Here is a 17,705-nt window from a genome sequence, read left to right as displayed (position 1 = left end):
ACGGGTTCACCGTTACGGTTGGCTCACGAGCCGTGGGGTCGAGGGAGCCGGCGTCTGCCACGCATTTCCTGTCTCCTGATCTGCAGGATCGGGGTCTGCTATGTCGAGGCGGCGCGCAGCGTCGCGGCCACGGCCGCCGCGTGGTCGGGGTCGGTCATGACCTGATCCCCGTGGACCAGGGCGAAGTGGGTGCTGTAGGCGGCCGTCCTGGCGTCGGGTGACAGGGCGTGGCGTACTGATATCACCGCCTGCCAGCGCGGCCGGACTGCCTCCCGCTCCGCTTCGCCCGGGCGGTGATGCCACCTGCAGCTCGGGCAGGCCGGCATGCCGGTCGCGGTATCGATGGAGAAGATGGTGCGCCTGCCCTCGGGGGAGCGGTGCGGATCCGCAGATGGGCCGGCCATCCACTCGCCGATGGCCCCGTCGATCGGATGGCCGGTCAGCTCCGACTCGTAGCCGCGGATGAGCTCGGCGAGCGGGGAGTCGTGCCCGACCGGCCACGTCTCGCCCCGCTCGGCCGAAGCCAGCGCCGCGGCGAGCACCGGGTGGTCGGCCACGCCGGCCAGCTCGCACTGGCGGCGGGCTTCGGCGACCGCGGCCCGCCGCTGGAGGTCAGGGGCGGCATTGTCGATGGCCTCGGCGAGCTCCCGGTTGACGACCCGCAGGGCGTGCCGGGCGAGTGGGTCACCTTCCCGGGGATCGTCGGGAACCGCGTCGGTGATGGCCCCGCCCAGCAGCGGCCCGTCCAGCAGTGCGGGGGTGAACAGCACGCCGGAGATACGACTGGCCAGCGCGAGGGCGGCAGGAACGGAGCCGGACAGGTATTGGAACTCTTCATCTGGTTCGGGTTCCAGGCCTAGTTCGCGCATGTCCTCATTCAGCGCGTCGGGATGGCTGCCCCAGCGCTCCTGGGGCGTCTGCGGGCGAAAGGCCGTCCGAATCCGGCCGTCTGCGGCGTGTTCGAAGTCATGCGACGCCGCGTAGTTGTGGCGCATGACGGAGATGGCCTCACCCCCGTTGCGGGTCAGTTCGCGCAGGGTCTCGGGCCGGGTCCCCTCCCAGCCGCTGTACTCAAAAGCGATCGTCCAGTCGCCGGCCCGGGTCACCAGCACCATGTCGCAGCAGCCGTCAGTCTCCTCGATGCGTTCCATGACCTCCTCGTCGTCCACTGGATGGATGTTGTCGTCGACCACGCCGAACCGCCGGAGCGTCTCGCGCTCGTTCAGGCCGCGGACGAAGGTGGCGGTGTAGATCTCCTCCGGCCAGTTGTCCTCCCACGCGTAATCCGCGGGCATGATCTTGCGCATCGGTCTCCCCGGTTCTTTCCTTTCATGATCACGGTGAGTATGGCAGGCGGATCCGACATCCCCGACGGCAGGGAAGATCGGCTCGATGCGCGTCCGGCCAGGAGCTCCACCTCGGATCCGGGACGATGGACGAGACTCCTATGGCGTCCGTGGCCCTTTTTCCGGTAGAGGCCCGCCTCTCAGCTGTTCGGCCAGCCGCTCCAGGCCACCCTTGATGAGCTGCGCATACTCGTCGTCGCCAAGCGTGCCGATCGTGGTTTGCGCCTGCTGGAGGTGCTCACGGGCGCGGCCGAGATCGCCCAGCTTGCGGTAGCACTCGCTCAAGTTGAGGTGCAAGGACGGGTACAAGCCGGCCGCCGGAAGCGTTACTCCGGCTTGCGTCAGCTGCTCATCGGTGACCAGGTCGGCGGCGGCAAGCGCTCGCAGGTCCCAAAGCAGCTCTTGGTGCACGTCGTCTTGCACATCCGCCATCGCGTGGGCAAGGACGCAAACGTGCAGCGGGTCGCCTTGTTCGCCGCCGATGTCGTCCCAGATCTGCGCGAACAGGTCGCGAGCGGCCTCACGCTGACCTCGGTGGTGGTGCAGCTCCACCCCCTGGCCGATCCGGGTGATCGTTGGGTCAATGATCATCGGCCTCTCCCATCGGTGCCGGCTCGCCCCTCACAACGGTGCCAGAATCGTCGCTACGGCGACCCCACGCTGGCCAACTTTTCGGCCACATTGGCCGGCACCATGGATGGCGTCAACGGCGCGTCTTGAGCCTCGCGGGAGCCAGCCCAGGGGCCAGTGGCTATTCACCTGACACATCGGCCAGTCGCGAGTTGAGTATGTCGCCGTGGCCTATCCGTCGCGGATCTTCGTCGCTGGCACCGGTCGGTCAGGAACATCGCAGCTCGCGAACATTCTCGGCGAACACCCGCAGATCCACAGGATTCCGATCGAGACCAGGTTCATTGTCGACCCGGGCGGCGTTAGGGACTTGGCGGATGCACTCACGATTCGGTACGACCCTTACGTCGGGGACGACGCGCTCCGCAGGCTGAGCGACCCTCTTACGGTGCGACTGGTCGGCAGGAGACACATCGATCGTGGTCATACCGTTCCTGAGGCCATTGGTGAGCGGCACTACTGGGACGCGGTGGGACGGCTGCGTCGCGAGCGGGCTGCCGACGCGGGAAAGCCCGACCTGGTGCGAGAAGACGCCGTTCAACCTTCTGTGCATGGATCTTCCTCTGGGAACTCGTCCCTGAAGCGACCATCGTCCACGTCAAGCGCCACCCGGTCGCGGTGGTTGCGTCGCACGTCGACCAGCCATGGGCGCCGTCCACGGTCGACGGTGCGCTCGCTTGGCTCAAGCCGGTCTATGACCGATGGCTCGCCTGGAAGGCGAACGCCGATCTCGACACCAGATGTCATCCCGACCATGGGATACGAGTAGCGGCCGAACAGGACGCGCGCTCGCGAGCGGCGCCGCCTCGCGATACGAGTTCAAGCGGACTCGCGGATGACCAGTTCGGTGGGGAGGATGAGTGGGGTGGGCTGCTCGCCGCGGATCAGGGCGAGCAGCATGCGGGTCATCTCGCGGCCGAGGGCCTTGATGGGCTGGCGCACCGTGGTCAGGGTGGGATGGGTGTGCCGGGCGGTCACTACGTCGTCGAACCCCACGACTGCGATCTCACCGGGCACGGCCCGGCCGTGCTCCTTTATCACGCCGAGCGCGCCCACGGCCATCTCGTCGGAGGCGACCAGCACGGCGTCGAGGTCCGGGTGCTCGGTCAGCAGGCGAGCCATCGCAGCGGCTCCGCTCGCTTCGGTGAAGTCGCCGTGCGCGACTCGCTCGGCTCCGAGCCCGGCCAGCGCCAGCGCCTCGCGGAAGCCGAGGTAGCGGGAAAGGCCGACGTGCATGTCGAGCGGCCCGGTGATGGTCGCGATCCGGGTGCGGCCGGTGGAGATCAGGTATTCGGCCGCCTGGCGCGCGCCGTCGCGGTTGTCGGCGTCCACGTACCAGTGGTGAGACCCGCCGAGGGAGCGTCCGCCGTATACCACGGGGACGCCGCCCTCGGCGGCCACCTTTGCCAGGGGGTCGTTTTCCCGCAGGGCCAGCAGCATGACACCGTCGGCCCTGCGTGACTGCAGGACACGGGCCAGCCGGCTCCTGCCGCGCTCTGAGGCGGCCAGGATCAGCAGCAGCTCAAGGTCGGTTTCCTCCAGGACGGCGTTCACCCCGACGACGACCTCGGCGAAGAAGGGGTTGGTGAACAGTGCCTGGTCATCGCTGGAGACCGCCAGCACGACCGCGCCACTGCGCTGGGTGGCCAGGGATCGGGCGGCGACGTTGGGCACATAGCCTAGGTCCTTGATGGCCCGCTCCACGGCCTGCCGCGCGGCCCGGCTGACATGCGGGGCGTTGTTGATCACCCGGGACACCGTGCCCCTGGACACTCCCGCCCGCCGGGCCACCTCGTCCAGCGTCGGCTGCCGATCCGTCATTTTTAGGAGCGCTCCCAAGCGTGTACATGCTGGTCATGCGGAGCGTACCAGGCTTTCACACTGTGAGCGCTCCCAATCGCGATCAGGGCCTGGTGAGCGGGCTGAACGGCCCATCCGCCACGCGTTCCACCACGTCGTCCAAGATCTCGTCGATCGCGCCGAGCACATCGTCTCCGAGGGTCACCCCGGATGCCGCCGCACTGTCGTGCACCTGCTCGGGCCGCGAGCCGCCGACGATCGCAGCCGAGACCCCGGGACCGCGCAGCACCCAGGCGATCGCCAGTTGCGCCATGGTCAGCCCGAGGTCCGCCGCGATCGGGCGGAGCCGCTCCACACGCGTCAGGACGTCATCGGTCAGCAGCCGGTCCACGAACTCCCTGCGCGCCTCGGCGGGCGGCGCCTGGCCGGGGGAGTAGCGCCCAGCCAGCACGCCCTGGGCCATCGGCTGGTAGACGAGCTGGCCGACACCCTCCTTGGCGCACAGCGGGAGGATCTCCGGCTCGATGACCCTGCGGAGCATGTTGTACTGCGGCTGGTTGGACACGATCCGATCCAGGCCCAGGTCGTCGGCGATCCGCAGCGCGTCGGCGATCTGCTCCGCCGTCCAGTCGGAGACGCCGACGTACAGGACCTTGCCGGCTCGCACCAGGTCGTCGAAGGCCCGCAGGGTCTCCTCCAGAGGGGTGGCGTAGTCGTAGCGGTGCGCCTGGTAGAGATCCACGTAGTCGGTGCCGAGGCGGCGCAGGGAGCCGTCGATCGAGCGCATGATGTGCTTGCGGGACAGGCCGCGGTCATTGGGGCCGGGGCCGGTGGGCCAGTAGATCTTGGTGAGGATCTCCACCGAATCGCGGCGGATGCCCCGCAGCGCCTGGCCGAGCGCCTCCTCGGCCCGGGTCTCGGCATAGGCGTCGGCGGTGTCGAACGTGGTGATCCCGGCGTCGAGGGCGGCGTGCACGCAGGGTTCGACGGTGTCCTCGGTGAGCCAGTTGCCGTAGGCGATCTCGCTGACCATGAGCCCGCTGTGCCCCAGATGGCGAAATTTCATGAAGTCTCCCTTGTCACGAGGTGCGGGGTGAGGACGAGGACGGATCGGCTCGGCCTCCCGCCGCCGATCAGCTCGAGGAGCAGGCGGACCATCTCCCGGCCCATGTCCTCGACCGGCTGATGGACCGAGGTGAGCCCGGCCTGCTCGGCGAGTGGCGAGTCGTCGAAGCCCACGACGGCCACGTCGGCGCGGCCTGCCTCGCGCAGCACCCGCAGCGCGCCCAGGGCCATCAGGTCGGAGGCGGCGAAGATCGCGTCAAGGTCGGGCCTGCGGGCGAGCAGTGCCCGCATGGCTACGGCGCCGCTCTGCTCGCTGAAGTCCCCGTCCGCCACGAGATCGGAACTCTCCTCGATCCCGGAGGCGGTCAGGCCATCACGGTAGCCGCCCAGCCGGTGGACGCTCACGAGCATGTCCATCGGCCCCGTGATGGTCGCGATCCGTCGCCGTCCCCGCTCGATCAGGTGCCGCACCGCCAGGTACGCTCCCGCCTGGTTGTCCACGTCCACGACATGAGCGGCGAGAGCGGGATCGAGTGGCCTGCCGCCCAGCACCGCCGGGACGCCGAGCTCACCCAGGTGGGACGGGAGCGGATCCTCGTGGTGCAGTGAGAGCAGCAGGACGCCGTCCACGTGGCCGCCCCCGAGATAGGCCTCCAAGGCTGAGCGCTCGCTGCTCGACCGGGCCATGGTCATCAGCAGCTGCTTGCCGGACGACGTCAGCTGAGCTGCGATGCCGCGTACGACGCCCGCGAAGAAGGGGTCGCTGAACACGCGCTCGGGAGACTCGGAGATGACCAGCGCGACTGTGTCGGTGCGCCGGGTGACCAGCGAGCGCGCGGCCCGGTTGGGGGTGTAGCGCAACTCCTCGATGGCCTTCTGCACGGTGACCCTGGTCTTCGGGCGCACCTTGGGGGAGCCGTTGAGCACGCGGGAGACCGTGCTCCGGCCGACTCCCGCGTGCGCGGCCACCTGCTCGATCGTGGGTCTCACAGCCCACCGCTCCTGATCACCTCGGCGTACCAGCGTGCACTGTCCTTGGGGGTACGGCGCTGCGTGGCGAAGTCGACGTGAACCAGGCCGAACCGCTGGGCGTACCCGTGCGCCCACTCGAAGTTGTCCAGCAGAGACCAGGCGAAATAGCCGCGCAGCGGCACCCCCTGTCCCACGGCGTCGTGGCAGGCGCGCAGGTGGCCATCGAAGTAGGCGATCCGGTCGGCGTCGTGCACCTCCTCGTCGTAGGCCGCGCCGTTCTCGGTGACGTAGAGGGCGGTCACCGGGTAGTCGCGGGCGAGCCGCACGAGCAGGTCGGACAGCCCGCTCTCGTCGACCTCCCATCCCAGGGTGGTCCGCGGCCGCCCGCCGTCTACGAACCGCACCGTCTCCGATCCGACGTATGGGCTCGGCTTGCCCGGCGGGTGGGCGGGACCGTCGCCGGAGACGATGGCCGGGGTGTAGTAGTTGACGCCGAGGAAGTCCAGCGGCGCGGCGATCACCTTCAGGTCGCCGTCACGGACGTGCTCGAAGCCGGTGATCTTGGTCAGGTCCTGGATAACGTCCGCTGGGTACGCGGCCCGGAACAGCGGGTCCAGGAAGATCCGGTTGGCCACGCCGTCGATGCGGCGCGCGGCGTCCAGGTCCTCGGCCGAGCCGGTGGCCGGGCGCACCTGGGTGGGGTTCAGCGTGATGCCGACCCGCGAGCCGTTCATGGCGCTCGCCGCCATGCCGTGACCGAGCAGCAGGTGGTGCACGGCACGAATGGCGGCGGCAGGCTCACGCCGGCCCGGCGCGTGCTCTCCGGTGGCGTACCCGAGGAAGGCCGAGCACCAGGGCTCGTTGAGCGTGGTCCAGTGCGTCACCCTGTCGGCCAGCGCGTCGTGCACGGCGGCGGCGTAGTCGGCGAAGCGCAGGGCCGTGTCCCGCACGGGCCAGCCACCGGCGTCCTCCAGCGGCTGGGGCAGGTCCCAGTGGTACAGCGTCGGCCACGGCTCGATCCCGCGGCTCAGCAGCTCATCCACGAGGCGCCGGTAGAAGTCCAGGCCGCGCTGGTTGACGGCACCCGATCCGCGCGGCTGCACCCGCGGCCAGGCCACGGAGAAGCGGTAGGCGCGCAGGCCGAGCTCGGCCATGAGGGCGACGTCGTCGCGGTAGCGGTGGTAGTGGTCACAGGCGACGTCGCCGGTGTCGCCGTCGCGCACGTTGCCGGGCTGCGCGGCGAAGACATCCCAGATCGAAGGCTCGCGTCCGTCCTCGGCGGACGCCCCCTCGATCTGGTAGCTCGAGGTGGCGGCCCCCCAGAGAAAGCCAGGATCGAACGTGTTCACGCCTTGACGGCTCCTTCCATGATGCCGCCGATGATCTGGCGGCCGAACGCGATGAAGACGACCAGCAGCGGGAGCGTGGCGATCAGCGTCCCGGAGAACATGAGCGTGTAGTCGGTGTAGTACGTGCTGGACAACTGACTGAGCGAGAACTGGACGGTCGGGTTGTCGGCCTCCAGAACGGCCAGCGGCCACAGGAACTCGTTCCAGGTGCCCATGAAGGTGAACAGCCCCAGCACGGCGGCGCCCGGCCGCAGCGCGGGTAGCACGACCTTCCAGAAGATGCCGAAGGTCGAGCAGCCGTCCACCCGCGCCGCCTCGACCAGCTCGTCGGGGACGGCCCGCTCGGCGTACTGCCGCATCAGGAAGACACCGAACGCCGAGACCAGGAACGGCACGATGACCGCCTGCAGCCGGTTCTGCCAGCCGAGCTCCACCATGATCATATAAAGCGGGATGATGCCCATCTGGACCGGGATCATCATCGTGGCCAGGATGACGAGCAACAGCGCGTTCCTGCCGCGGAAGCGCAGCTTGGCGAACGCGAAGCCGGCCAGCGAGCAGAAGAACACCACCGACACGGTCACGGTGATGGAGGCGATCGCGGAGTTGACCATTCCCAGCAGGAAGTTGGCGTCCTCGGCCGCGAAGAGCCGCGTGACGTTCTCGCCCAGGTTGCCGCCCGGGGTGAGCGGCGGCGGCCAGTCGCCGACGACGTCGTTGGCCCGGGTGGCCACGACGAACAGCCAGTAGAGCGGGAAGACCGACAGGGCGATTGCCACCAGCAGCGTGAGGTAGACCAGGGGTCCGGAGTTTCGCATGGCTATCTCGCTCTCCGCGTGACCAGGAAGTTGACCAGAGCGAAGACCACGATGAGCAGGAAGATCATCCAGGCGACCGCCGAGCCATAGCCGTAGTCGAAGTCCCTGAAGGCCTTCTCGAACATGTACATGGCCACGGTCTGGAACTGCCGCAGACTGCCGCCGGAGATGGCGTAGCCGCCCTGGCCGAAGATGAGTGGCTCGGTGAACAGCTGCATGCCGCCGATGGTCGAGATGATCACCGTGAACAGGATCGCCGGCCGGATCAGTGGAACCGTGATGCCCCAGAACTGCCTGATCTTGGAGGCGCCGTCGATGGCCGCCGCCTCGTACACGTCGCGGGGCACCGACTGCATCGCGGCCAGGAAGATCAGCGCGTTGTAACCGGTCCAGCGCCAGTCGACCATGACCGAGATCGCCAGCCAGGACGACCACTTGTCCGCCCGCCAGTCCACCGGGTCCACGCCCAGCAGGGCGAGCAGGCCGTTGGCCATGCCGGCGTCGCGGTCGAAGATCTGGCTGAACACGATGCCCACCGCCGCCACCGAGGTGACGATCGGCGCGAGCACCCCCATCCGGAAGAACGTCAGCGCACGCAGCCGCTGGTTGAGCAGGCTGGCCACGACCAGTGCCAGGAGCAGCTGCGGCACCGTGGCCAGCACGAACATGCCGAGGGTGTTGACGACCGCGTTCCAGAAGTCGGGGTCGGCGAACAGATCCGCGTAGTTCGCCAGCCCGACGAACCCCGCATCCCCTGCCAGGTCCCAGTCGTGCAGCGAGACCCACGCGGTGTACAGCAACGGGAAGAGCCCGAAGACCCCGAAGATCACGAAGAACGGCGCCACGAAAAGGTACGGCGAGCCCACCAGGTCGAGGCGGGACAGCAGCCCCGCCCGCGACCTCGCGTGCGTAGCGGATCGCGCCTTGTTACTTAGCAGCACGCTTGGCGTCCTCGACAGCCTTGGCCCACGCCTCATCCGGCTGGAGCTTGCCCTGCTCGACGGCCATCAGCGCGTTGCCGACCCGGTCGCCGACCGGGTTGTTGTTCGGCCCCAGGTAGACCGGCTTGAGCGCCTTCGCGCTCGCTCCGAAGATCTTCCCGACAGGAGCGTTGTTGAAGTAGTCATTGACGAAGCCCTGCACCGCCGGGTCATCGATGGCCTGCGGCGATGAGGGGAAATTGCTCTTGGCCTTGAACGCCGCGATCTGCCCCTTCGGGCTGGTGAGGAATTTGATCAGCTCGGCCGCTTCCTTCTGGTGCTTGCTCTGCGTCGGCACCGCCAGGAACGAGCCGCCGCGAACGGCTCCGTCACCCGGCACGCGCGCCACGTCCCACTTGCCGGCGTTCTCCGGCCCCGCCTGCTCTTCAATGACGCCGAGCATCCAGGACGGGCAGGGGATGGTGGCGAAGGTGCCCTTCTTGAACCCGGCGTTCCACTGCGGGCTCCACTGCGCGAGATTCGCCGACAGCCCACCCTGGATCATCTTGACCGCCTGGTCCCAGGCCGCCTTCACCCCGGGATTGGTGTCGATCACCAGGTTGTTGGAGGTGTCGTAGTAGGTGTGGTCGCCCTGCTGCATCAGGATGTTCTGATAGATGCCGCCGGCCGAGTCGAAGAAGTGCGCTCCGGTCTTGGCCTGAGTGAACTTCTGCCCAGTGGCAAGGTAAGCGTCCCAGGTCGGCCAGAGCTCGCCGACCTTCTCGCGATCGGTGGGCAGCCCGGCCTTGGCGAACAGGTCTGTCCGGTAGCACATGCCTTGCGCGCCGACGTCGGTGCCGAGCCCGACGAGTTTGGAGCCGTCGTTCGTGAGCGCCTGCTTCCACTTCCATTCCAGGAAATCGGCCTTCAGCGACCCGGCTCCGTGGTCGAGGAGGTTCACGAACTGCTCGGGCTTGGCCATGAACTGGATGAGGATGCCCTCCTCCAGCGCGACCACGTCTCCGGCTCCGCTGCCGGAGGCCATCCACTGCTGCAGCTTGGGCAGGTAGTCGCCGAGCTGGGCGATGCTCTCCTGCTTGATCGTTATTCCAGGATGAGCGGCCTCGTACTGCTTGTAGAGCTCCTCGTAGCCGAACTCGCTGAAGGTCTTGACCACCAGGGTGATCTTTCCCGGCGTCGCGGTGTCCGGCGTCTGTGCGCCGGCGCCGCACGCCGCGAGCAGGCCGGTGAGGGTGGCGGCGAGCAGCGGCCGCGCCAGCCTTGTCGTCATGTCATATCTCCCTGCTTCCGGGAGCGGTTCCAGTGGGGGCGGAGCCGCTTGATACACTCGACTACCTGCGTTGACGCCGCGGAGGATGCCGGTGTTCTTGTGCAAATTCCGTGCACTATTGGGAGCGCTCCCAGCCGATGTTAAGGGATTGTCGCACAGCTGAGAAGGGGGCGAAGAGAACAAGGATCAATCTCCGCGAAACAGTTGACAGCGCGCGGTGCTCTGGCGGAAGATCCGGCACGACGCCGCGGTGTGCCGGGGACGATCTGTCCAGCGACCTGAAAGGTCCCGGTATGTCCGCCACACTCAGGCTGTCCGCAGCCTGTGTCCTCCTCCTCGCCGGCCTCGCGACCCCCGCGCACGCCGACTCCTACGAACGTCTCCTGAACGGCGGCTTCGACAGCGGCAAAGACCCTTGGTGGAGCAGCCAGAACACCCCGTCACGCGTCGAATCGGGCCGCTTGTGTGCCGACGTCCCCGCGGGGACCACGAACCCGTGGGACTCCATGATCGGTCAGAACGACGTCCCGTTGGAGGACGGCCAGCCGTATACCCTCCGCTTCACCGCCTCCGCCAGCAGAGACGTCACCATCCGCACCACCGTCCAGCTCGCCGGCCCGCCGTACACGACCCCTCTGGACCAGCGGCCCGAGCTGACAACCACGCCGCGCACGTTCGAGTACACCGCGACGTCGAACGTCTCGGACCCGCACGGACAGGTGACCTTCCAGATGGGCGGCGCCACGGAGCCGTACACGCTCTGCCTGGACGAAATCTCCCTGGTCGGCGGCGTGCTCCCACCCGGCGGAGACCGGGACCTCGGCTCGCCGGTGCGGGTCAACCAGCACGGCTACGCGACCTCAGGGCCCAAGCGCGCCACGATCGTCAACCCCGTGACGGAGCCGCTGGACTGGCGCCTGCTCGACACGAGCGGCGCCGCCGTGGCTCAGGGCCGCACCCGGGTCCACGGCGCCGACGCGATGTCCGGCGACCATGTCCACGTGGCCGACTTCTCGTCCGTCCGCAAGGCGGGCACCGGTTACACGCTCGCGGTCGGCGACCAGGTCAGCCTGCCGTTCGACATCGGCGACGACCTGTACGACGGGCTGCGCAGGGACGCGCTGGCGTACTTCTACCACAACCGCAGCGGCATCCCGATCGAGGCCGCATACGTCGGCGACGCCTACGCCAGGCCGGCCGGGCACCTCGGCGTCGCGCCCAACCAGGGCGACACCCGCGTCCCGTGCCTGCCCGGCACCTGCGACCACACGCTGGACGTGCGCGGAGGCTGGTACGACGCGGGCGACCACGGCAAGTACGTCGTGAACGGCGCCCTCGCCGCCTGGCAGCTCATGGACCTCTACGAGCGCTCGCACAGGCAGGACGACCGGGAAGGGACGCGCGACGGCCTGCTGCGGATCCCCGAGGCCGGCAACGGCGTCCCGGACGTGCTCGACGAGGCCCGCTGGGAGCTGGAGTTCCTGCTCCGCATGCAGGTGCCCGGCAGCGGCCTGGTCCACCACAAGATGCACGACGCCGCGTGGACCGGGCACCCGACGATCCCCCATCTGGACGCTCAGCCGCGCTACCTCCACCCGCCCTCCACCGCCGCGACGCTCAACCTGGCCGCCGCCGGCGCCCAGTGTGCCCGGATCTGGAAGGCATGGGACCGCGCGTTCGCCCGGCGTTGCCTTGAGGCCGCCGAGACCGCTTGGCAGGCGGCCCGTGCGCATCCCGACCTCTATGCACCACCCGGCGGCGAGGGCGGGGGCGCTTACGACGACACCGACGTCTCCGACGAGTTCTCCTGGGCCGCCGCCGAGCTGTACGCGACCACCGGCAAGCACTCCTACCTGCCCTTCGTCACCACGAAGCTGACCGCGGACGGGTTCTCCTGGCAGTCGACCGGCGCACTGGCCGACCTGACCGTTGTCCGGCTGCCCGGCCGCTTCCCGGCTGCCACGTTCACCGCCGCGCGCAAGCGAGTGCTGTCCGTCGCCGACGGCTACGTACGCGACATGAACGCCCAGGGTTACGCCAACCCGTATCTGCCGACCGACGGCAAGTACGTCTGGGGCTCGACCAGCGCCACCACCAACAGCGCAGTGATCATGGCGACGGCCTACGACCTCACCCGCGACCGCCGCTACCGCGAAGCGGTCCTGGAGTCGATGGACTACTTGCTCGGGCGCAACGCGCTCAACCAGTCCTACGTCACCGGGTACGGCGAGCGGGCCAGCCACAATCAGCACCACCGATTCTGGGCCCACCAGATCGACCCGAGCCTTCCCACCCCCGCCCCCGGTTCCCTCGCCGGGGGTCCCAATTCCGGTCTCCAGGACCCGGTCGCCCAGCGCAACCTCGCGGGGTGTACGCCGGCCAAGTGCTACATCGACGACATCGGCTCCTGGTCCACCAACGAGGTGGCGATCAACTGGAACTCCTCCCTTGCCTGGATCGCCGCCTTCGCCGACTCCCTGTGACAGGGATCCCCTAGGAAAGGAAGCAGTACATGCGAGTCTTAACCCGCTTGGCAGCGATCACCGCCGCAACGGTGACCGCGCTGTCGGTGACCGTCGCCACACCCGCCGCCGCCGCGACCGAGCTGGTGGTCAACGGCACCTTCACCACCGGCACCGCGCCATGGTGGAACTCGTCCAACACCTCCATGGCGGTGGACACCGGGCGGCTGCGCGTCAACGTGGCCGGTGGCACGGCCAATCCGTGGGACGCCATGGTGGCCCAGAACAACATCGCCCTGACCAGCGGCAAGACCTACACGCTGTCCTTCGACGCCTCCGCCTCCACCTCGGTCACGGCGGTCACCACCGTGCAACTGGCCAACAGCCCGTACACCAACACCCTCACGAAGACGATCGCGCTCACCACGACGAGCAAGCGCTTCAGCTTCCCCTTCACCTCCAGCCTGAGCACGGCGGCCGGACAGGTGTCGTTCCAGCTCGGTAAGAACGTCGCCCACACCGTCTACCTCGACAACGTCTCCCTCACCGATACGGCGACCGGGCCGATCTCCATGACGAGCGGCTTCTACGTCGACCCCAACTCCAACCCCGCGGTCTGGGTGAGGAACAACTCCGGCGATTCCCGGGCTGCCCGGATCCAGTCCTCGATCGCCTCCAAGCCGATGGCCCGGTGGTTCGGCAACTGGAGCGGCGACATCACCGCCGCCGTCTCCAGCTTCGTCGGCGCCGCGGACAGCGCCGACAAACTGCCGATCCTGGTCGCGTACAACATCCCCGGCCGCGACGCGTGCGGCGGCCACTCCGGCGGCGGCGCCGGCACCGAAGCGGCCTACAAGACGTGGATCTCCGCGTTCGCCTCCGGGATCGGCAACCGGCCCGCGGTCGTCGTCATCGAGCCCGACTCGCTTGGTGACTTCGACTGCATGAGCGAGACGGCCCGGCAAGAACGCATCCGCATGCTGACCTACGCCACCGAGCAGTTCCGAAGCAAGGCCGCCAACACCTGGGCCTACCTCGACGCCGGCAACGCCGGCTGGACCGCACCGGCGACCATGGCCTCCCGGCTGCAGAGCGTGGGCGTCGCCAACGTGCGCGGCTTCTCCGTCAACGTCTCCAACTACTACACCACCAGCCAGTCGGCCACGTACGGCAACGCGATCAATTCGGCGCTCGGCGGCACCGCCAAGTTCGTGATCGACACCAGCCGCAATGGCAACGGCTCCAACGGTGAATGGTGCAATCCGCCGGGCCGCAAGCTCGGCGCCACGACGCAGGTCGGCGGCGGCGCCGAGATGCTGCTCTGGGTCAAGGTCCCCGGCGACTCGGACGGCAACTGCGGCATCGCGCCGAACGTGCCCGCCGGAACGTTCAGCCCGGACCTCGCCATACGACTGATCGACGGAATCTGACCAAGCCGCATAGTCCAGAAACGACGAGTCAGAGCATTACATGCTGCATCGGCAGACCCGCCGCTCTGGGGTGGGCCGGGGCACTTTCACGTGCTTGTTCACCATGGGTTCCCCGGCCCACCCGCCGACGCCTGGCCGCGGGCTTTCGTGCGCCTCGTCGAGCCCGGCGGAGCGTGTCACCAGGTCACGTGCAACGACTTCAGTCCGAACACGAGACTGAAGACGCGGAACTCGACCTGGTCGTCCGGGTCCGCCAGCGCGAGCTTGGGGAAGCGTTGGAGTAGCGCCGGGAACGCGATGCGCATCTCCATCCGGGCCAGCGGTGCCCCGAGGCAGTGGTGCACGCCATGGCCGAAGGCGAGGTGGCCGGGAGCTCCCCGGGTGATGTCGAGGGTGTCGGGTTTGTCGATGAAGGCGCTGTCGCGGTTGGCGGCGGGTAGCGACGGGAGCACGAGCGACCCTGCGGGGATGGTGTGCCCGGCCAGTTCGACCTCCGTGGTGGTGGTGCGCGGCGGCATCGACTGCACGATGGACAGCCAGCGCAGCATTTCCTCTACGGCCGGCTCGACCCGGGCGGGGTCGTCGCGGAGCAGGGCGAGCTGGTCCGGGTGCCGTAGCAGGGCCAGGGTGCCCAGGCCGAGCATGTTCGAGGTCGTCTCGTGTCCGGCCAGCAGCAGGAGGCCGGCGATTCCGATCAGCTCATTGGTGTTCAGGTCGTCGCCGTGCTCCCGGACCAGCATGCCCAGCATGTCCTCGCCGGGGTCGGCCTGCGCGCGGGCGACGAGGCTCGCCATGTATTCGCGGTCCTGCTGTCGTGCCGCGATCCGCTGCTCTTCCGGCAAGGAGATGTCCAGCAGGCGAGCGGAGCGGTCCTGGAACTCGGCGCGGTCGGCGTAGGGCACTCCCAGCAACTCGCTGATCACCAGGGACGGCACAGGCAGCGCGAAGTTCGCTACCAGATCGGCCGGCTTGCCGGCTCGTTCCATGTCGTCCAGCGCCGCGTCCACGATCTCGGTGATCCGTGGCTCCAGCCGGCGCATCCGACGCACCGTGAACTCTGGGGTGAGCATCCGGCGCAACCGCGTGTGCTCCGGCGGGTCGAGCCCGATCAGGTTCCCGGCCCGCATCGCGGCCAGGTCATCCTCGCTCATCTGCGTCACGCCGGGTATGCCGACCGCGGTGAAGACATTGCTGAACCGGGTCGAGTCCGACAGAACCTCGCGAACATCCTCGTAGCGAAGAACGAGATACGCGGGCACGCCGAACGGCGTCATCACCTGCATCACGCCCGCTCCGTCGCGTGCGCGGGCCAGTTCCTCGACCGGGTCGAACCCGTTGCGCCGCATCTGCAGCGGCAACTCCGGCGCTTCCGTCATTGTCTGTCCACCCTTCCCCCCGATTGGTGTGAGACCACCCTGTCGTTAGGCCGACATGGCGGTGGCAGAGGCACGCCGGTCGTCATCGCTGATCGTCGCGACAGCCCTGCGCCCCTTGGCCTCGTCGCGCACCGCCGGCACGACGTGCGCGCCCGGCGAGTTCTCGGGTGGTGGCCAGACCGAGACCACTGTTGGCCCCGGTGGCGACGACCGTCCGGCCGGTCAGGGTCGGGGATGCCGGCCGCGGTCCAGTTGCTCGCTGCCATGTTGCCCCAGGCTGCCATTGTTGGCACAATGTGTCAACACGTTCCTTGTAGGACAGAAATAGCGCGAGATAGCATTCGGTGGTGGATATGAACGTGGCCGCCCCGGCCAACATGGCCGAGCGCAAACGCCGGCTCGTGCGCGATGAGCTGACCGAAGCCGCCGTCAAGTTGCTGGCCTATCAGGGATTCGACGAGACGACGGTCGACCAGATCGTGGCCGCCGTGGGGATGTCGCGCCGCACGTTCTCCCGCTACTTCGAGTCCAAGGAAGACGTCATCGTCCACATGCTCGCGGGAGCCGGCGCACAGTTGTGCGCGCAACTGCGCGCCCGGCCGGCCGACGAGTCACCCGCGGCGGCACTGCGTCACGCGCTGTCGGTGTTCACCGCCATGATGGTCGACCATCCGGACAAGACACTGCACGTGGCCAGGCTGATCCTCGGCACTCCGGCCCTGCTGGCCCGGTTCCTGGAACGGCAGTCGCACTGGCAGGACGAGATGACGACGATCCTGGCCGAACGCACCGGCCTCGCCCCGAACACCGACCTGCGGCCGACGCTCGCCGCCGGTGTCGCACTCACCGCGTTCAATGCCGCGCTGCGTCGCTGGGCAGATGGCGGCGGCACCGCGGACATGGACGAACTGGTCGATGAGGCTTTCACCACCATCACCCCGGCACTCGACCTCGCCACCGACCCGAACTGACCCCCGAACCCCAGCTCCTGCCGACAGAAGGCGGTGGCGGCACCCGCCAACTCCCACGCGCGCACGACACGAGAGGCCCAGCACAATGGTCAACCGCGACGCCGTCTCACTCGACGACCCGGTCGGTGAGTCGCTCCGCGGCCACCACACACATCTGGCCCGCCGGCTCGGCCAGGCGGCCGGTTACCTTCCGGAAGTCGCCACCTTCTCCACGGTATCCACCGACCCGGACGCGGCAGAGTGGGCCGATCTCGCTCGTTTGCTCGGTCACGGCAAGCTCGCCGATCTGTTCAGCTGCCCGGCGACTCCGCCTGCGGACTGGGAGCCGATCTTCACCCTCGACGGCCTTCAAATGATCGGTCCCGCCGGCGGCCACCCCGGTCACGTTGATGCCGAGCCAGACGCGGGGGTGGTCGAACTGGGCGTCGACGACGTGCCTGAGATGCTCGAGCTCGCTGCGCGTACCCAACCAGGACCGTTCTGGTCCCGCACCCACGAACTCGGCACCTATCTCGGCGTACGCGACAACGGCACCTTGGTGGCAATGGCCGGCGAACGGCTACGGCCTCCGGGATGGACCGAGATCAGCGCTGTCTGCACCGCTCCCGAGGCACGTGGAAGAGGCCATGCCGCCCGCCTGGTCAGTGCGCTCGCCGAGCGCATCGCGGCTCGGAACGAACGTCCCTTCCTGCACGTCGCTGAGGCGAACACCGGCGCGATCGCCCTCTACGAGCGGCTCGGCTTCGAGGCACGGAAACACGTGACCTTTCGCGGGTTCCGTACTCCGTGATGGCCTCAGGCCGCCGATCAGTCGAGCGCCATGCAGCGCTCATTAACGAGTGCGACCGTACATGAGCCGGCACCGGCCGGCCTGGCAGTCCTGAAGGCTTTCCAGGGCAGCGTGGCGGGCTCTGGTCAGTTCGGCGATCTTGGCGTCGATCCGGTCCACCACTGCCTCCAGCCGCCAGCGCTCGCTGTCGCAGGTGGCGCCTCCCTGGTCGTGGGCGGTCAGGGCGTCGACGACCTCGTCCAAGGTGAAGCCCAGTTCCTGCAGGGTCTTGGCCATCTGGATGCGTTCCACCGCGGCGGCGGTGAAGATGCGATATCCCGAGGGTCGGCGCTCGGCGGCGGGGAGGATGCCGCGCCGCTCGTAGAAGCGGACCGTGTCCACGCTGACCCCGGCCTCCTGCGCGACCTGTCCGATTTTCACGGCACCTCACCTCTTGACTCTGGACTTAAGTCCAGACTCTACGGTTTGAGTGATGGCGCTGCAAG

16 protein-coding genes are annotated in these 17,705 nt (G+C 68.4%); 4 read left to right on the top strand and 12 right to left on the bottom strand.

Annotated elements, in window-relative coordinates; translation table 11 throughout:
- Positions 1–98 precede the first annotated feature (98 nt).
- From OHA25_RS02955 to OHA25_RS02915, 9 genes are all read right to left on the bottom strand, one after another.
- Entirely contained in the window at positions 99–1,307 is a 1,209-nt protein-coding gene (locus OHA25_RS02955) for a DUF6461 domain-containing protein (protein WP_327586087.1), read from the bottom strand.
- A 138-nt stretch (positions 1,308–1,445) separates the two neighbouring features.
- Positions 1,446–1,937 (bottom strand): hypothetical protein, encoded by a 492-nt coding sequence (locus OHA25_RS02950; protein WP_327586086.1) that lies wholly within the window; start codon positions 1,935–1,937, stop codon positions 1,446–1,448.
- Positions 1,938–2,795: 858 nt separating this feature from the next.
- Positions 2,796–3,797 (bottom strand): LacI family DNA-binding transcriptional regulator, encoded by a 1,002-nt coding sequence (locus OHA25_RS02945; RefSeq protein ID WP_305914591.1) that lies wholly within the window; start codon positions 3,795–3,797, stop codon positions 2,796–2,798.
- Positions 3,798–3,879: 82 nt separating this feature from the next.
- Positions 3,880–4,842 (bottom strand): aldo/keto reductase family protein, encoded by a 963-nt coding sequence (locus tag OHA25_RS02940; RefSeq protein WP_327586085.1) that lies wholly within the window; start codon positions 4,840–4,842, stop codon positions 3,880–3,882.
- Complete coding sequence (locus OHA25_RS02935) at positions 4,839–5,831, bottom strand: LacI family DNA-binding transcriptional regulator (RefSeq protein ID WP_327586084.1); 993 nt, start codon at positions 5,829–5,831, stop codon at positions 4,839–4,841. Before OHA25_RS02935 ends, OHA25_RS02940 begins: the two co-directional genes overlap by 4 nt.
- Complete coding sequence (locus tag OHA25_RS02930; protein WP_327586083.1) at positions 5,828–7,162, bottom strand: GH1 family beta-glucosidase; 1,335 nt, start codon at positions 7,160–7,162, stop codon at positions 5,828–5,830. The genes OHA25_RS02935 and OHA25_RS02930 overlap by 4 nt, the downstream gene beginning before the upstream one ends.
- Positions 7,159–7,980 carry a carbohydrate ABC transporter permease gene (locus OHA25_RS02925; RefSeq protein ID WP_305914595.1) on the bottom strand — a complete coding sequence of 274 codons (822 nt, stop codon included), beginning with the start codon at positions 7,978–7,980 and terminating at the stop codon, positions 7,159–7,161. Before OHA25_RS02925 ends, OHA25_RS02930 begins: the two co-directional genes overlap by 4 nt.
- A 2-nt stretch (positions 7,981–7,982) precedes the next feature.
- Positions 7,983–8,921, bottom strand: coding sequence for a carbohydrate ABC transporter permease (locus OHA25_RS02920; protein ID WP_327586082.1), 939 nt, complete (start codon positions 8,919–8,921; stop codon positions 7,983–7,985).
- A complete protein-coding gene (locus OHA25_RS02915) occupies positions 8,908–10,191 on the bottom strand; it encodes an ABC transporter substrate-binding protein (RefSeq protein ID WP_327586081.1) in 1,284 nt (427 codons plus the stop codon). The genes OHA25_RS02920 and OHA25_RS02915 overlap by 14 nt, the downstream gene beginning before the upstream one ends.
- Before the next feature lie 293 nt (positions 10,192–10,484).
- Here OHA25_RS02915 and OHA25_RS02910 point away from each other — a divergent pair, with 293 nt between their 5' ends.
- Positions 10,485–12,674 carry a glycoside hydrolase family 9 protein gene (locus tag OHA25_RS02910; protein ID WP_327586080.1) on the top strand — a complete coding sequence of 730 codons (2,190 nt, stop codon included), beginning with the start codon at positions 10,485–10,487 and terminating at the stop codon, positions 12,672–12,674.
- A 29-nt stretch (positions 12,675–12,703) separates the two neighbouring features.
- On the top strand, positions 12,704–14,083 hold the full coding sequence (locus OHA25_RS02905; RefSeq protein ID WP_327586079.1) for a glycoside hydrolase family 6 protein: 1,380 nt from the start codon (positions 12,704–12,706) through the stop codon (positions 14,081–14,083).
- Between the two features lie 176 nt (positions 14,084–14,259).
- Here the strand turns inward: OHA25_RS02905 and OHA25_RS02900 are convergent, their stop codons facing one another.
- Both OHA25_RS02900 and OHA25_RS61070 read right to left on the bottom strand, forming a co-directional pair.
- The gene (locus tag OHA25_RS02900; RefSeq protein ID WP_327586078.1) at positions 14,260–15,459 is read right to left on the bottom strand and encodes a cytochrome P450; all 1,200 of its coding nucleotides are present in this window, start codon (positions 15,457–15,459) and stop codon (positions 14,260–14,262) included.
- Between the two features lie 45 nt (positions 15,460–15,504).
- Positions 15,505–15,648 carry a hypothetical protein gene (locus tag OHA25_RS61070; protein ID WP_442942045.1) on the bottom strand — a complete coding sequence of 48 codons (144 nt, stop codon included), beginning with the start codon at positions 15,646–15,648 and terminating at the stop codon, positions 15,505–15,507.
- A gap of 164 nt (positions 15,649–15,812) precedes the next feature.
- Here OHA25_RS61070 and OHA25_RS02890 point away from each other — a divergent pair, with 164 nt between their 5' ends.
- Together OHA25_RS02890 and OHA25_RS02885 are read left to right on the top strand one after the other, a co-directional pair.
- A complete protein-coding gene (locus OHA25_RS02890) occupies positions 15,813–16,430 on the top strand; it encodes an acyl-CoA-like ligand-binding transcription factor (RefSeq protein WP_327590916.1) in 618 nt (205 codons plus the stop codon).
- A gap of 85 nt (positions 16,431–16,515) precedes the next feature.
- Complete coding sequence (locus OHA25_RS02885; protein ID WP_327586077.1) at positions 16,516–17,220, top strand: GNAT family N-acetyltransferase; 705 nt, start codon at positions 16,516–16,518, stop codon at positions 17,218–17,220.
- Positions 17,221–17,262: 42 nt separating this feature from the next.
- Here OHA25_RS02885 and OHA25_RS02880 read toward each other — a convergent pair whose 3' ends face one another.
- Positions 17,263–17,640 carry a MerR family transcriptional regulator gene (locus OHA25_RS02880; RefSeq protein ID WP_327586076.1) on the bottom strand — a complete coding sequence of 126 codons (378 nt, stop codon included), beginning with the start codon at positions 17,638–17,640 and terminating at the stop codon, positions 17,263–17,265.
- Positions 17,641–17,705 lie beyond the last annotated feature (65 nt).

Origin of the sequence: Nonomuraea sp. NBC_00507, from assembly GCF_036013525.1 — a bacterium.
Lineage (GTDB): Bacteria > Actinomycetota > Actinomycetes > Streptosporangiales > Streptosporangiaceae > Nonomuraea.
The sequence above is the reverse complement of the archived record's forward strand: the minus strand, read 5'-3'. Positions and strand labels throughout refer to the sequence as shown.